The sequence below is a fragment of the Bradyrhizobium sp. AUGA SZCCT0431 genome (genome assembly GCF_018131065.1).
GTDB lineage: Bacteria > Pseudomonadota > Alphaproteobacteria > Rhizobiales > Xanthobacteraceae > Bradyrhizobium.
The window spans coordinates 56,116-71,334 of record NZ_JAFCLR010000036.1; the positions used below are offsets into that span (position 1 = coordinate 56,116).

Consider the following 15,219-nt stretch of genomic DNA (forward strand, 5'->3'; position numbering starts at 1 on the left):
GCGGCGGATCCCGGTCGACGGGACAAGTCTGCATCGCTAGAAGCCGGGCCGGGTCACGCCCGGCCGGGCGCCACCGAGCCGGTGAAGATGATGTCCTCGGCGAGTAGAGGCAAACGCCGCAGCAACATCGTCTTCATCATGCCGGCCCGCTTGAACGTCGCCATCTGGATTTCCTCCGGAGAAAATCCGGCATCCAGGGCAATTTTTGCGATCGTGTAAGGCGTAAAGAAGAAGCGATGGTCGGAATTGATCGTTTCGGTATTATTCAGGATTCCCTTGATGTTACCGCCCCTGAAAGCATTCGGCACGGTAATCACGATTTTCTCGACGGCGTCACCATAGTTCTCTCTAAATCGGCCGAGAAAGGACACCGGATTCGGGATGTGTTCGACGACTTCACCGAACAGGGCAATATCGAACTTCCGGCCGGAGATCTGGTCAATCTTCTGGCCGGACGTCACATCGCCGGACACCATGTTGTCCAGTCCGGAAATTCGGCTCGCCTCCCGCACCGCGTCCGCATCGATATCGACACCGACCGTATACTCGGAGCACTCCGTGATCAGACCATGGAGCCAATCCCGGTGATCGATCTTCTTCTTGATGAGAGGAACGTGGTCGCAGCATCCGACATGAAGAACCCGCTTGCCGCGGCACATGTCGATCAACACGTCACTTCGGTACCTGACACCCGTCTTGCCGCCGTAAGTCACGGCCATATTCTCGTTGAACTTCGTGCCTGCAAGGTATGGAAATATGCCCGTAAAGTCGGTCATGATTGACGACATGCTGATCTCCTCGTCGACTAACCCCCAGTGAACGATCGTCGATCAACGCCACAACTGCGATTTTAACAAGGCCGTCACGCCAGCGCGGGCCTGACGATCTGCGACGAAACCGAAAACGATCTCTTGGCCCGAGCGACGGCGCATCCTTGCTAGCCGTAGCATTACCTCTAGGAAGAAGACGATGCGGAACGCATCGACTTGGCCGGAATCCCCGCGACCACCGCTTTCGGCAAAACATCCCGATTGACGACCGAGTTTGCGGCTACCGTTGCACCTTCACCAATCTTGATGGCTCCAATGATGACAGCACCGGCATAGATGACGACACCGTCTCCAATACGCGGGCAGCCCGGTTGGTTCCAGGCATGTCGACCCAGTGTCACGTTGTGATAGAGCGTAACCCCACTCCCGACATGCGAGCCCTCCCCGATCACAAGCCCGGTCGGGTGTGGAAGTTTGAGTCCCGGGCCGATTTCCGCAAGCACCGAGATAAAGCAGCCGCGCCGCGCCAGTGAGCGCACGATCAGCCAGGTAATGCCGTGCCCCCAACGTGTGTTGAAGCGCAGCCACTTGGCAGCACGCCACCAGGCAATCACCGTAAAGCCGGGATCGGTGATCAAGGCAACCGCGGCAGCAACGACGCCGGAGTTCCCGGTGTTCGCCAGCAAATCCGCCCGCCACGCGGCCTCGGAAGGCTCGCGCCTCACCATCTTATCTGGTTCGACATGCGCGTTCATATCAAGGATCTCTCACGTCGCCGAGGGAACGTCTAACGGTTGCGCTTCAATTGATCGGCCGAGCAACGATCGCACGCTACCGCGAATCTGATGCCTGAATGCGACGTAACAGGACAACACGACCACCAGATATAGACTGGTTGCAAGCAGCCAATGCTTCATGCTTGTCACATCGGCCGAGGTCGCCGCGAGAGCCACGACCGTCCCGGCAAGGGTCGCGATGGTCGCTGGAAGCAGCGATTTGACGATCGACATGAAAGGCAGCCCGGTATTTCGGCTGCCAACCACCAGCATAAAGGTGCACACGATAATCGCCGTGACAAGATACACGACAGCAACGGCCTTGAGACCGAATGGCAGCGCCACCACGAAAGAAAGGATCATGGCGATGCTGTTGGCGCTGCTGATCCAGAACTGCAGACGGGCTTTTCCACGCGCGAGCAGAATCGGACCGGCATAGGCAGCAATGGATTGCGCGGCCCCCGCAGGCGCAAGTGCGCTGACCAGCGGCAATACGTCCTGCCAATGCGGCGAAAGGAAAGTCGTCACCGGGTAGTAGAGCCCAAACGTCAGATAGATCATCGCGGGGAAGGTAATCATCGCCGTCACACTCAGCATCGCGCAGATCGCCGCGTTCTGCTCGGCGTGCCGCCCTTTACCGGACATACGGCTCAGCGTCGCCATCAAGACACCGCCGCCCGGCCACGAAAGGATCATCAGCGGAAAGATCATGAACTGAAAGGCGAGGCCAAAGAGCCCTACCGCAGCCGCGCCCAGCTTCGCACCGATCAGCAGATTGCCGATGTTGCGCGCGGCGAAATTGAGAATGTTCGAGGCCAGTATCCAGCTCCCGAAGGAGAGCATCGAACCGACACCACTCCATCGGAAGTTGAGCCTGATCTGATGCCGCGTAATCGCGTAGAAAGCGATCGCACGAATGATCTGCATCAGGACGTAATATGAAATCAGCGCCCAGATCCCCCAGCCCAGAACGGCTCCGAGGACGCCCACAGACGCGGCGGTGATTGACGCGCCCGCCTCCACCATCGCCACGGTCTGGTAGCGCAACGCGCGCTCGAGCACCGCACGCGGTCCGAGCGCCGCTATGGAAAGGACGACAGAGACGGACAGCGCGGTCAGCACGCCCGACAGGCCATCCATCTTCACGGCCCCGGCCAGCGGTCCCGCTACAACCGCCAGCACCACAGCACAGCCGATGCCGATCGCCAGCATCATGGTCACGGCCGCTCCGGTCTCCTCACGCGAGAGCGCGCCTCGCTGTATCATGGCGCTCGACAAACCAAGATCGGTGAGAAGGGCTATGAAGGCGACAAACGGCAGCGAGAAGGCGACCAGACCGAACTCGGCCGGGGTGACGAAATAGGTCATCAGCAGCGTCATCAGAAACTGGACGACCGATTTCACGATGTTCACGCCGGACATCGAGAGCAGATTTTTCAGGATCATGACGTCATCCGTACGTAGTTTGTGCGGCCGACACGGAAACGCGCCGGCACAAGCAAAGGTCCCGCTCCACGTTTGGCGAACGAGGCCGTGATCGTCGGGGATGGAAGTCCGGAAGCCCACATCATGCCTCGACCCTCTTGGGTACACGACCGATCGTTCTGAAAAACGTCAGCAATGGCCTCTCGACCAGCAGGTAGAATACCACGCCGACCGCCACGCCCCCCGTTGCAACCATCACGAACAGCAGTTCGTCAGGAATACCCAGCGCTTTCAGTTTGGTCGCGACTTTGGCGAAACCCGAAAGCGCCGGAAAATGAACGAGGTAGATCGAATAGGACGCCTCGCCGAGGAATATGAGAACACGTGGTAATCGCAGCGCCGTCTTCGTCTCGAGTACGACCCCGCCCAAAATCATCAGCATCGCGCCGACGCCGTAGCACCAGGTCGAGATCGCGTTCTTTAAGAGGGCACCGTAGGCAACGGCTATCCATGTGCCGCCGAAAAGGACGATCCCAAGCGTCAAGCAGAGCTTCGGGGACACGATGTCCCGGCGATTGAACAGCCAGTACGCCAGAATTCCCAGGCCAAAGAGCACATGAGCGGGATGGAAAACAAATGCGAGCGGATAGGCCGGGAATAATACGGGTTGCACGAAAGACAACGCCAGCCAAACCGCCCCCGCGATCCAGCCGATCCTGGGGTTCCAGATCGCAACCGCAAAGATGGCGTAGAAGATCATCTCGTGGCGCAGCGTCCAGACCACGTCGATAATCGGCTCGTGCTCTATCGGCAACAACAGGAAGGACGAGAACAAATCATAAAAGCTCAGATCGGCCTTCATGAGAAGCACGAGAGGAATGACACATATCAGGGCGACCCAAAGCGCCGGATATATTCTTTGAACGCGACGCCAGATGAAACGGAGGGCGTTGTCGCGATCGCCAAAGTCATTCGCATGCGCCAGGAATATGACAAAGCCGCTCAAGACAAAGAAATACATGACGCCGGAATCTCCGGCGTTGAAGATCGGGAATACGTTCTCGCCAAGATATTTGGGCTGGGCGAGCGTCCTGGTCGTGTGATGACACACCACGGCGAGCGCCGCGAAGGCGCGTCCCAGCTGCAAGGTGTCCAGACTGCGTCTTGAGGCCAGCTCCGTCATGCCAGATGCCCCGCTCCATCAGGCGTCCGAAACAGCCGACGTCGAAACGCCGCGTCCAGAAAGCGCCGAAGACGCACCTCGAAAAGTTCGTAACTTATCCCTCCGGCGATAAGTGACAGGACGAAGCCCAGAACCGCAAACGCAGCAGAGAGAAGCCAAAGATCCACGCCGCGTCCGGCAAGATTCGCTCCGATCATCTGCAATGGAAAAAGGGCGAAGGGATGCACCAGATAAAGGCTGTAGCTGATCTTGCCGAGATATTGCAGCGATGGCGCGCTCAACGCCGCCGCAATGCCGGAGTTTTGCGCCAACACCATGCCGAACAACAGAAGGCCGGGTACGAGGCCGACAAACGGGTGCAGATACTCGATCGATAGATACATCGCGATGCCGCATACCGCACCGGCCAGCAACCCGCTCCACCCCCGCAGCCGGATCGGCATATCCACGGCGCTGAACAGCAGCCCAACCAGGAAATACGCGGCAATCGGCCGAAACCATATGCCTGCCAGAGCCAGCGCTATCAGCGGCAGCGCCAGCATCCAGTTTCTCCACCGAGCCGCCGCCACGAAAGTCGCGGCGAACAGAACGTAGAACGCCCACTCATAGCTCAGCGTCCAGGCGTTCTGCTGGCCGATCGGAAGCCCCAGGGCATCGGGCAGGAACGCAAGGTTGACGAAGAACAACTGGATGTAGGTTCCAACATCAATTCCCTTGAAGAACTTGTAGCCGACGATCGGGCCGATGGTGAACAGCGTCAGATGCAGGATGACGAAGACGGGAAGGATGCGAAGACAGCGATCATAGAAGAATTTGGCAACGCTGCGGTGGCGCACCAGGCTGGCCGGAATCAGGAAGCCGCTGATCATGAAAAACAGTTCGACGCCATGTCCGCCCATATTGATGGTCGATCCCAGCCACGGCCAGATCGGCGCCATGAAGCCCGCCAGCAGCGGCATGTCGTAGAGATGCACGATCAGGACACTCAGCGCAGCAATGCCGCGCAGTCCCTGGACGGCCGGGAGGAAATCCTGCTTTGGAGCGTTCACCTCTGCTTCCTCCCGCACGGAGAAGGAGGCAGGGCAGAGCCAAGCGCCGGCGCGTGCAAAAAAGGCACTATCAGCGCCGGTGAGTGCCACGAGATTTTCATCATGCCGGTCGCGATGCCAGACCATCGATGCCAGGCGCTATCGGTGCAGAACTCACGAGATCCTGTTCGAGCGCGCGTCGCTTGGCGAACATCTGGCTAAACGCGGCACCAATCATGATCAACCCGCTGGCGGGTCCATAGGCCAGCACCGTGATGGTAAAGAGGTTCATTGCGATCGTGCCGGACAGTTTGTAGATATCCTTGGTCTTCGAGACCGCGGCGATCGCGAAAATCATGAACAGGACGAAGATCGGGCCGAACATCAGATACGTGCCGATATAGAAATTATCGACCGGCACATAGTAGCTGAGCTTGTTCGAAAACAGCTGCTGCGGATAGTTGAAACAGCCGAGGCCGCAACCGGTCACGAATCCCACGGGCATCAGCTCTTGCATGTACACAAACGGCAGCTGCCAGCTGTTATTGACGCGATCCTGAAGGCTGAAGAATCCCCGGGAGATGCTGGTGAGGCCGTCGCCCGCGAAGAAGACCATCAACACGACGGGAACCAGGATCGATGCAAAGGAGAGCATCGCCATCCGGCGCAGCATGGGAAATCTCTCGCGTTCCGGAAGCATTCGAATGACAACCAGGCAGACCAGGTACATTACCATCACGCCCAGCGTGGTCTTGCTGGTCGTGAGCTTGATGGCGTAGAGGCCCACCGGTGCCCAGATGCAGATCCACAGCATACTCTTGCGAGCCGACGTAAACACGAAAGTAATGAACACGAAAAACGCCGCCATGGTGCTGTCTGCGGCGAACCCCGCCAGTCGCGCTTCCGACGCGGCCCACCAAAGCCTGGTCGCCTGGCGCGTTGCTCCCAGCGTTTCGTAAGCAAAACCAACCCACGGAAACTGCACGCGCGATGAAAGGAAGATGCCGACAATGGTAACGAAGAAGATCGGGTGGATCAGGGCAAGAAGCTGCTTGTACTGGCTGAAATCACGCCTGCAAAAACAGAACCCCACGAAAACGGGCGCGATCATCTTGAACGACGACGCCATGCCGGCGAAGTAGCCCAGAAAGACAAATCCGACGTACAACGCGAACGCGATGTACAGCAGCGTGAGGACAGCGATCAGGCTCTTGCCCTTGATGATGTAGCGCTGGATAAAGGCCAGAATGCACATCAGCGCAAAGATGTCCGGCAGAAACCACAGCACGTCCAGCTTGGTGAGACTGAGATAGTAGCGCAGGGCGCCGGCAAAAGCGTCGCGATAGAAATAGAGAAGCAGCGCAATCGCCTCGACGTTCCAGATGCCGATCTCCGGCAACTGGTTCAGAGGCAATGGCTCCGGAGCTTTGAAATCCGATGCTGCGAGAGATGACGACGACGACCGGTTCGTCATTGCCCCCCTCCTTCGGCCGTCGCGACGACGCGAGGCCTGCGGGCCAGGAGCCCGACGATGGCCTTCGAACCGGGGATCTCGATATTGGCGTAGGTCAGGTTCGACAGCGCAAGAACGGCCACGACGTAACCCGACAACAGTAACGTTGCAGCTAGTCCCGAACCGAACTGATCAAACATCTGGAAGGTTCGCATGCCAACGCCGCGCGAAAAATACTCGATCAATACGAGCACGAGCGCGTGCACCATGTAGATCGAATAGGATCGCTTGCCGAGCCACACCAGCGGCTTGACCGACAGCAGGTTGGGCAGCCTGCGTCCGGGGAACGCCATCAGCGACCCGAGCAGGACGGCGAATACGACCGGGGCGAGAAAGCTCAGCATCGGCTGCATTCCGACCACGCAGACAATGGCGATGGCCGCGATCGCGGCCCCGATCTGCCACACCGACTGCATGGCCGGGCGCACGGCAGAAGGCACCGACGCCACCGCTCTGAGCGTCAGCACGCCGAGGAAGAAACTCAGTATGCAACGCGCGATGCCGTAGGTGTGAAAGTCCAGCGCATACTGTCGAAGAACCAGCAGGATAAAGGCCCAGCTGGCCACCGACAGAAACAGCGACAACACATAGATAATGCGAACGTCCCGGAATTTTTGCGCCAGGACCACGACGCCGCCGAACACGAGATAGGTATAAAATTCGGCACTGATGCTCCAGCTTGGCCCATTCCAGCTCAAATAATCAACGAATCCGACCGCGTGCAGCAGGAACACATTCAAGAAAAACGAATAGCCGTTGTTGACCGCTATCTCGGGCGGCGCGAAATGAATCAGACCGGTGCCCACAAGGCCGAGCTTCATCATTCGAAACGAGAGGAACGCGAGCAACGTGACGATGTGGAGCGGATAGATGCGAGCGAGCCGGCGCACGATGTACTCCCGAAACTCGAAAGTACCGAAGCCGCCTTGCACGTAGCTCATCGAAATCACGATGCCGCTCAGAACGAAGAACAGATCAACGAACAGCCAGGCGTTATGGAAAAACGCAAAGTCGATCCAGGCCTTGTTCGGCAGCACCGCTGCAAGCGGTTGAGAAATGACAAAATGATGGACCACGACGCAAAGCGCGGCTATGCCGCGAACGCTGTCGAGCGGGACATAGTGTTCTTTTGAGCGATGGCCCGTCACGATCGAATTATGTCCGAATTGTTGCGATGCAACATAGTGCCTCTCTTCCGTTTTCCGTTCAACCCGAACCTTAAAATCCCCCCGAGAAAAACCGACCGCGCATGGCAGCTCCGCAAATAAATGCCCTCGCAGAAACGCGGCCGCATTTTTAATCGCCCTGCACATTTAATCGTCCCGTGTGGCAGGCTCGAGAATAAATACACCGACGAAAGCAACGTATTTGCAGTCGTCGGCGCGGGCATATCCGCAAATGGATGCGGCCACGAAGACGACGCATTTTAAAGCGGGCGTGAAACAATCCCTTCGCATCGCTGGCTCTTTGGAAGGCAGATCGATAAATTCGGGAACCTGGGACCAGTCCGGTGGGCCGCCGGCGTTTACCGCGCCCAAGTTCCAGTCAGTTCAGGAATGGGGTTTGGCACCTGCCGTCGCATAAGGGATCAATCAGGAAAATTCTGGGCGGAGCGTCCAATCTTGTCGCGATAGCTGTTTTCGTCCTGGCGCCATTTCCGCTTGGATCGGCGGATTTCGTCTGGATCTGGATCTGGATCGTCTTGCTCGCGCTCAGTCTATTGACGGCGGATCTGGAAGCCATCGGCCGCGAGGATTTTCGCCTGTTGCTGCCGCTGTTCATGACGATGGCGCTGATCAGCACCATCGTCATGCTGCAAACATGGTCCGGTCCGCTGGTGGGACGGACGAATCCCGTCTGGAAGCTTCCCAGCGATCTTCTCGGCGCCGATGTCCCTGCTCGCATTTCGATGACCGCGGCCGGCCCTTGGCTCGCTTTTGGCTCCCCGCTGCTGATGTCGCTTGCGTTCGTGCGCGCCTTTCTTCTTGCAGCCGATGCGCCAGCGGCTCAACGGCTTCTCCGGATATTGGCGTGGGCGGGTTTTCTTTACGCGTGTTACGGAATCCTGGCGCAGCTTGCCGACCCGAATACGTTGTTATTCAGGCAAAAGGAGGCCTATCTCGGCTTCGCCACCGGCACATTCGTCAATCGCAACACCGCCGCGACATTCTGGGGCAGTGGCGCCTTGCTCTTCCTGGTGCCCCTGTTGCGCTCGCTACATCGCGGAGACCGGCGCGTTGCCGCGCCGTCCGATCGGCCACTCGCGTTGCTAGGGCACTATCTCGCCACACCAGCGGCTCTCGCTGTCGGATTTACCGTCTGCACGCTGGCGACGGCGATGACGGGATCACGCGCAGGGCTGCTGCTGTCGATCTGCGCGTTTCTGCTGGCCGGCACGCTTTATCTGTGGCCGCTTGAGCTCGGTACTTTTCGAAGATGGGCGCTGCTGGCGGGAGCCGCGGTCGTTTCCGTCCTGGTTCTTCAGCTGATCGGCGGCGCGGTGGCAGGGCGGATTCTCACCTATGGCCTGATCGACGATCAGCGCCTGGCCGCCTACCGCGCCGCGATCGCAATCGTCAGCGACCATCCGCTGTTCGGCATCGGATTGGGCAATTTCGAGGCGGCTTTTGCCGCCTACCGGCCCGCCGAATTAGGCAGCCTCGGGATCTGGGACCGCGCCCACAGCACCCCGCTGCAACTCGCGGTCGAAATTGGCCTGCCGGCGACCATCCCGATCATTGCGACCGTGCTTTGGTATGTTTACCAATTGTTCCGTGGCAGCTTGCTGCGGCGGCGCGATCGCTACATCCCCGTCACCGGAGCCAGCGTCGCCGTGCTGGGGTTGCTTCACAGCAGCATCGATTTTTCGCTGCAGATAGCCGGTTACGGGGTTTTTTTCGCCGCGATCAGCGGGGCCGGGCTGGCGCAGTGCCTTCCGTCATCATTGCGAAAAAACGGTGGCGGAGCTGTGGCGAGTGAATTATGATTTAATTTAAATCGGCTGTTTTTAAATGCGATTGGGCAATGACAATGCGTTTGGTGGGTTTTTGTCTCGTGATGCTCGTGGCTGGCGGAACGGTCCCGGTTGCCGCGGCACCCGCCAGCGGCGGATGCGTCCCGAACTCCTCGCTGGTATCTGCAGAGCGCGCGACATCCTTTCTGGAGAACCCTGAAGCGCTCCTGAGCCAGTTCAAGGACGGTCAGGGCGGCCTCGCGTCGCAAATCCGCGACATGCTGATGACCCGGCCCGAGACGCTTGAAGGCATCGCATCGCTTTCCAAGGCAAGTTCCGCCGATCAAAGCCGTGCGATCGGCGCCGGTCTCGGCACCGCCGCCGCCGTGTGCGTGCTGACGCAGCCGGCCTTTGCCCAGCAAATCCAGGAAGTGGTCCTGAAGGCTGAGAATCCGCCGCTGATTCAAGCCTTCGTGAGCATCACGGGGGATATTCCGACCGAGGCGATCAGCGGAGCAGATCCGAACGGCGACACCACCGCCGGCGGTGGACAGGGCACCACATCAACGCCGTCGCCAGGCGCGGTTTCGAGCAATAGCAGCACAACGTTCGGCGGCGGCGCTGGCGCCAGTACCAGTACAACGACGCTTTTCACGACGGCAGCGGCCGGAACGCCATCCGTTCTGACGCCGGTCAGTCCGACCAATTGAACCCCGTGGAACGCCTCGATTGATCGCGAATTAACCAATATCCATCAGGCAGATAACGTCATCTGCGGTTAGATTCAATTTTAGCTATCGGCGGAACCTAAACCCAACAACTCCGTGAGACACCGTACCTGCGTCAAGAAAAAGAATGACGGGGGACGACATGAAACTGCTATTTGCACCGATGCTGGCGACCGCAATCGCATTTGCCGGTGGCGCCGCCAGGGCCGAAACCGACGCCTCGACCGACGTGTCGCGGACCAACCGGACGGCCTTCATCGAGGAATTCGACAACACGCTCGCGCCGCTCCAGTTCGTGAAGTTCTGCCTGAACTACCGCGCTGAATGCGATGCGGAAGCCGGCGTGCAGGCGTTGCCGGCCGCCGACCGAGCGATGGAAATGCTGCGCGACGTCAACGCCTCGGTTAACGAAGCGATCTCGCCGCTGCGCAAGTCCACCGATCCGATAGCCGCGCGCTGGACGGTCTCGCCGGCCGCCGGCGACTGCAATGATTACGCAGTCACCAAGCGGCATCAATTGATTGCGATGGGTTGGCCGCAGAGCGCCCTGCGCCTTGCGGTCGTCATGACCAGTGGCGGTCAGGGGCATCTTGTACTGGTCGCCCGGCTTTCCGACGGCGACGTTGTTCTCGACAACCTGTCGCGCGACGTCCGTCCCTGGAATGCCATGGGCTATACGTGGATTTCGATGCAGTCGAGCGCCAATCCGCGGTTTTGGGTTGCGGTCGGCAGCCACGGCCAGCGCCTCCAGGCGAACCGGCTTGCATCCGTTAGGCCGCAGCTTCAGTGAATATTTATTGATAACTCACGGCATGGTTGCCCTCCCGTGAGCCTGCACCCGCCATCGATGGCTCCAAGCCACGGGCGGGTTGCAGTTCGTCTCACCGTCGGGTGAGACCGCGCTTTATTGATTATATTCTTATTAATACCTCAAAAATCTTGCCACCCTTAGGCATCGGCGGCCGCCCAGGCTCGCTTCTGGATGAAGGCCGTCGTGGGCCGCCGAACCGACGGCGCATTTCACTGGTCCGGAATTTGCTAGTTCCTCAAAGTCATGGGGATACTCTTTTGCACTGCACAAAAAGATGACACAGTTCTTTGCCATCATTGCCTTGAACAGGTGATTAAATGCCTGCAGATGTGATTAAACGCCTGAACCGGCGATTAAACACTGAACCGGCGATTAAACCGTATTTCCCCACCAGCCAGCGGTACACGAATGAACGGTATGTCCTTGATTCGACGACAGACTCCTGTGGCTTGGTTTAGGCAGCTGGCAGGCATAGCGCTGCTGCTGGTGATGGCGGCACCATGCCATGCGCAATGCGTCGCGCTGGCTGAGCGCGTCCCCCCGCTGGCCCTGCAGGCCTTTAGCACCTCACCCGGATCTCTGTTGCAACAGCTGCGTAACGACAAGGAAAAACTGGCGGGACGGCTCAGCGGATACCTGATCACCGATCCGTCACTGCTGCCTGCCGTGGAAAAGCTGGTGAACCAATCATCGGACAAGGATCGCGTGGCAATCGGCTCAGGTCTTTACAGAGCGGAGTCACGCTGTCTCACGACCAAGCCTGAAGCGTCTCGGAAGATAAATGATTTCGTGCGCAAACTGGGAGACCGCGCGGTCTTGATCGGCTACACGGCCGAGTCCGAACAGTCGGACGCAGCGGCACCGACTCCGGTTGCGAAGCCAGCCAATACCGGTTCCGGTCTGCTGACGGGTGAATGGAACACCGAGATATCAGATCCGTTTGCCAAGATACCGGTCCCGCTCAGCCAATCCCGCTACAATTGAGCTTGCAGATGTATCAACCTAGAGACCAGTTCCAGGCGCTCAAGAAGTACGGCATCGAGATTGGCACCACGACGCTGAGCGTCGAGCGTGCCGTCGATATCGTGCGCCGGCAGTGGCCACTCATCGCCTCGGTCGTCGCCGGTACGTTGGCGCTTGTCGTCATCTATCTGTTGGTGTCGACGCCGATGTATACGGCGAATGCCCGTATTCTGATGGATACGCGCCAGACCCAGGTCCTCGACAAGGAAACCGCTATCAACAGCAACCTTATCGACACAGGGTTTGTAGACAGCCAGGTCGAGATCATCGGCTCGGAGGACCTGATCCAGTCGATTGTACGACGGATGCGATTGACGGAGGACCCTGAATTCAACGGGTCCGATCCCGGGATCGTGGCGATCATTATCGGCAAGACGCTTTCCCTGTTCGGGTCCGCTGGGCCGCCCTCGAAGGAACGGATCGAACGCGCGGCCGTCGAGGCGGTGCAAAAGAATCTCAAGGTCGAACGCGTGCTCACGACCTATGTTCTGTCCCTCAACTACCGTTCCAAGGATGCGGACAAGGCCGCGCGAATCGCGAATGCGATCGCCGACGCCTACATCGTTGGCGCGCTCGAGGCGAAATACCAGTCAACCAAGCGCGCCGGCGAGTGGCTGCAACAGCGCAGCGCCGAACTGCGCGAACAGGCGACCGCGAGCGACCGCGCCGTCCAGACCTTCAAGACAGAGAACAACATCGTCGGCACCAGCCGCGGCTTGATGACCGAGCAGCAGCTATCGGACGTCAATACCCAGCTCATTCAGGCCCGCGCCGCCACTGCCGAAGCCAAGGCTCGTCTCGACAGGATCGAGGCGATTTCGGACAAGGATCTGGCTCAGCCGACCGTCACCGACGCCCTCAACAATTCGGTCATCACCAGACTTCGCGCCCAATATCTCGATCTGGCGGGCCAGTATGCCGATTGGTCGGCACGCTACGGCAAGACCCATCAGGCTTCGATCAATCTCAACAACCGCATGGAAGAGCTGCGCAAGGCCATCGCTGACGAGGTCCGCCGTATCGCCGACGCCTACCGAAGCGATTACGCCATCGCCAAGAGCCGCGAAGCCTCACTTGAGGAAAACATGAAAGGACTGGTCGCCCAGGCCGGCAACACCGGTCAGGCACAGGTAAGGCTGCGTGATCTCGAAAGTGCCGCCGATACCTATCGCAACCTGTACAACAACTTCCTCGAGAAGCTTCAACACGCGACGCAAAACCAGAGCTTCCCGATCAGCGAAGCGCGCATCATCGGCACGGCGGTCAAGCCCGACAAGAAGAGCTCGCCCAAAACCCTGCTGGCGCTGGTCGGCGGCCTGGTCGGCGGGCTCTGCTTCGGATTCGGCGCGGCCTTCTCGAAAGAGCTGATGAGTGACGTTCTGCGGTCTCCCGGCGAGGTCGAGGACGAGCTCGGCGTGAAATGCCTCGGCGTGCTGCCCGATTTACGTCCGCAGAAGCCGGTCGGGAAAAAGGCCCGCCTGCTGTTGCCGATCGATAGTTCGGCAGCGAAGGGCAAGGACGATTCCCTCACCCATTATGTCGTTGACCACCCGTTTTCGCGCTACGCCGAGACCCTGCGGAACATCAAGGTTTCCATCGACGTCGCCCGGCTGACCCGCGACGTCCGCGTGATCGGCATCGTCTCCTCGTTGCCGAAGGAGGGAAAGACCACGGTTGCCGCCAATTTTGGCCACCTGATCGCCTTGACCGGTCACCGTACCCTGCTGATCGATGGCGACCTGCACACCCGCTCGCTGACGCGCGAACTGGCACCGAACGCCAAGACCGGCTTGCTTGAAGCGCTCAGGGATCCCCAGTCGCTGGGTCAGCACATCAAGCGCAGCAAGGAAACCGGGTTGGATTTCCTTCCGTCCTTCGTCGTCGCGCGCATGGTCAATTCGGCTGACGTGATGGCCTCCAAGGCGATGACGGATATGCTGACGACGGTGCGCGACAATTACGACTACATCATCATCGATCTCGCGCCGGTGATGCCTGTGACCGACGCAAAGGCGATCAGCCACCTCCTTGATGCGATGGTCTATGTCATCGAGTGGGGCCGGACGACGCGCAGCGCATTGCAGGAATCGCTGGCCAGCTCGGAGGCCATCCAAAAGAAACTTCTCGGGGCGGTTCTAAACCGGGCAAACCCCAAGATGCTCAAGCGTATCGAGGCCTATAAAGGCTCACACTACAATAGCTACTATGTCGAAGGCGCCTGAGGCGGCGCTGCCGTATCGGCCATCCCGCCGCCTCCATCGCCGGCTCATGCTGGGCGCCAATATCATTCTCGCCGCCGGCGCACTGGTTTGGGCGGCGCGGGTATTTTCCGACATTGGCGATCCCGCGGTTCCGCTCGTTGCCAGCCGCCTCGCGCGCGGCGAGAAGTACGACCCGGCCCTCCTGCGGGGAATGATTGCCGCGAACCTCCCGGCCGCCGAGCGGCAATGCAATTCGAAGACGCTGCGCGAGTTGCTGCTCCTGCAGATCGGACTAGCCGATGAAACGGTGCGTAGCGCCAATCTGCAGCAGGCCGACACCGACACCGCCGGCGTCAACTCCCAGAGCAAGGCGCTGATTGCGTGCGCACCCACCGAATCACTTGGCTGGCTCGGGATGTACTGGTCCAGTATCCGCCAGGAGGGTTTCGGACCGCGCGCGGTGGCGCTTCTTGACCAGTCCTATCGCCAGGCGCCCCACGAGGCCTGGCTCCAGCTCATTCGAGCGCCATTGGCGCTGCGGAGCTTCAACGCCCTGCCACCCGCCCTGCAGGACGCGGTCGCACAGGATTTCGAAGACATTTTTCAAGCCCGGCTATATCCAAGCGCAGCCATACTCTATCAAGGGGCAACCGCCAGTGCCCAAACGAAACTGCTCGACCGAACCTGTGCCGCTGCGGAAACCGAGCGGCTGGTATTTCTTCATTTCGTGTCCGAGAGCGGGTTGCAGATCCGCCACCGTTGCTATCCAGCAGGTCCCGCGCCAGCCGTCGATGTACGGCGACCGTGA

The 15,219-nt window shown here is 59.5% G+C and carries 13 protein-coding genes; 6 read left to right on the forward strand and 7 right to left on the reverse strand.

What is annotated here, in order from left to right; translation table 11 throughout:
• Positions 1–53 precede the first annotated feature (53 nt).
• The 7 genes from JQ567_RS28560 to JQ567_RS28590 form a co-directional block, all read right to left on the reverse strand.
• Positions 54–788: a methyltransferase domain-containing protein gene (locus JQ567_RS28560; RefSeq protein WP_212441910.1), complete on the reverse strand. Its 735-nt coding sequence runs from the start codon at positions 786–788 to the stop codon at positions 54–56.
• A gap of 167 nt (positions 789–955) precedes the next feature.
• A complete protein-coding gene (locus tag JQ567_RS28565; protein ID WP_249165787.1) occupies positions 956–1,525 on the reverse strand; it encodes a serine O-acetyltransferase in 570 nt (189 codons plus the stop codon).
• A gap of 12 nt (positions 1,526–1,537) precedes the next feature.
• The gene (locus tag JQ567_RS28570; RefSeq protein WP_212441911.1) at positions 1,538–2,992 is read right to left on the reverse strand and encodes a lipopolysaccharide biosynthesis protein; all 1,455 of its coding nucleotides are present in this window, start codon (positions 2,990–2,992) and stop codon (positions 1,538–1,540) included.
• A 121-nt stretch (positions 2,993–3,113) separates the two neighbouring features.
• Positions 3,114–4,154, reverse strand: coding sequence for an acyltransferase (locus tag JQ567_RS28575; RefSeq protein WP_212441912.1), 1,041 nt, complete (start codon positions 4,152–4,154; stop codon positions 3,114–3,116).
• The gene (locus JQ567_RS28580) at positions 4,151–5,203 is read right to left on the reverse strand and encodes an acyltransferase (protein ID WP_312017479.1); all 1,053 of its coding nucleotides are present in this window, start codon (positions 5,201–5,203) and stop codon (positions 4,151–4,153) included. The genes JQ567_RS28575 and JQ567_RS28580 overlap by 4 nt, the downstream gene beginning before the upstream one ends.
• A gap of 100 nt (positions 5,204–5,303) precedes the next feature.
• Positions 5,304–6,470: a hypothetical protein gene (locus JQ567_RS28585; RefSeq protein WP_312017480.1), complete on the reverse strand. Its 1,167-nt coding sequence runs from the start codon at positions 6,468–6,470 to the stop codon at positions 5,304–5,306.
• Between the two features lie 182 nt (positions 6,471–6,652).
• A complete protein-coding gene (locus JQ567_RS28590; protein ID WP_212441915.1) occupies positions 6,653–7,843 on the reverse strand; it encodes an acyltransferase in 1,191 nt (396 codons plus the stop codon).
• Between the two features lie 617 nt (positions 7,844–8,460).
• Here JQ567_RS28590 and JQ567_RS28595 point away from each other — a divergent pair.
• The 6 genes from JQ567_RS28595 (at position 8,461) to JQ567_RS28620 (ending at position 15,219) form a co-directional block, all read left to right on the forward strand.
• The gene (locus tag JQ567_RS28595) at positions 8,461–9,681 is read left to right on the forward strand and encodes an O-antigen ligase (RefSeq protein ID WP_249165789.1); all 1,221 of its coding nucleotides are present in this window, start codon (positions 8,461–8,463) and stop codon (positions 9,679–9,681) included.
• Positions 9,682–9,719: 38 nt separating this feature from the next.
• Positions 9,720–10,358: a hypothetical protein gene (locus JQ567_RS28600; RefSeq protein WP_212441916.1), complete on the forward strand. Its 639-nt coding sequence runs from the start codon at positions 9,720–9,722 to the stop codon at positions 10,356–10,358.
• 160 nt (positions 10,359–10,518) lie between these two features.
• Positions 10,519–11,166, forward strand: a complete 648-nt coding sequence (locus tag JQ567_RS28605) for a transglutaminase-like cysteine peptidase (protein WP_212441917.1) — start codon at positions 10,519–10,521, stop codon at positions 11,164–11,166.
• A 429-nt stretch (positions 11,167–11,595) separates the two neighbouring features.
• The gene (locus JQ567_RS28610) at positions 11,596–12,171 is read left to right on the forward strand and encodes a hypothetical protein (protein ID WP_212441918.1); all 576 of its coding nucleotides are present in this window, start codon (positions 11,596–11,598) and stop codon (positions 12,169–12,171) included.
• 8 nt (positions 12,172–12,179) lie between these two features.
• Positions 12,180–14,432 carry a polysaccharide biosynthesis tyrosine autokinase gene (locus JQ567_RS28615; RefSeq protein ID WP_212441919.1) on the forward strand — a complete coding sequence of 751 codons (2,253 nt, stop codon included), beginning with the start codon at positions 12,180–12,182 and terminating at the stop codon, positions 14,430–14,432.
• Complete coding sequence (locus JQ567_RS28620) at positions 14,416–15,219, forward strand: hypothetical protein (RefSeq protein WP_212441920.1); 804 nt, start codon at positions 14,416–14,418, stop codon at positions 15,217–15,219. Before JQ567_RS28615 ends, JQ567_RS28620 begins: the two co-directional genes overlap by 17 nt.

Excerpts from the sequence above, each read along its gene's own strand:
- JQ567_RS28610 (WP_212441918.1), top strand. The coding sequence starts at position 11,596 with ATGAACGGTATGTCCTTGATTCGACGACAGACTCCTGTGGCTTGGTTT.
- JQ567_RS28560 (WP_212441910.1), bottom strand. The coding sequence starts at position 788 with ATGTCGTCAATCATGACCGACTTTACGGGCATATTTCCATACCTTGCA.
- JQ567_RS28620 (WP_212441920.1), top strand. The coding sequence starts at position 14,416 with ATGTCGAAGGCGCCTGAGGCGGCGCTGCCGTATCGGCCATCCCGCCGC.
- JQ567_RS28605 (WP_212441917.1), top strand. The coding sequence starts at position 10,519 with ATGAAACTGCTATTTGCACCGATGCTGGCGACCGCAATCGCATTTGCC.
- JQ567_RS28575 (WP_212441912.1), bottom strand. The coding sequence starts at position 4,154 with ATGACGGAGCTGGCCTCAAGACGCAGTCTGGACACCTTGCAGCTGGGA.
- JQ567_RS28600 (WP_212441916.1), top strand. The coding sequence starts at position 9,720 with ATGACAATGCGTTTGGTGGGTTTTTGTCTCGTGATGCTCGTGGCTGGC.
- JQ567_RS28565 (WP_249165787.1), bottom strand. The coding sequence starts at position 1,525 with ATGAACGCGCATGTCGAACCAGATAAGATGGTGAGGCGCGAGCCTTCC.
- JQ567_RS28615 (WP_212441919.1), top strand. The coding sequence starts at position 12,180 with ATGTATCAACCTAGAGACCAGTTCCAGGCGCTCAAGAAGTACGGCATC.
- JQ567_RS28570 (WP_212441911.1), bottom strand. The coding sequence starts at position 2,992 with ATGATCCTGAAAAATCTGCTCTCGATGTCCGGCGTGAACATCGTGAAA.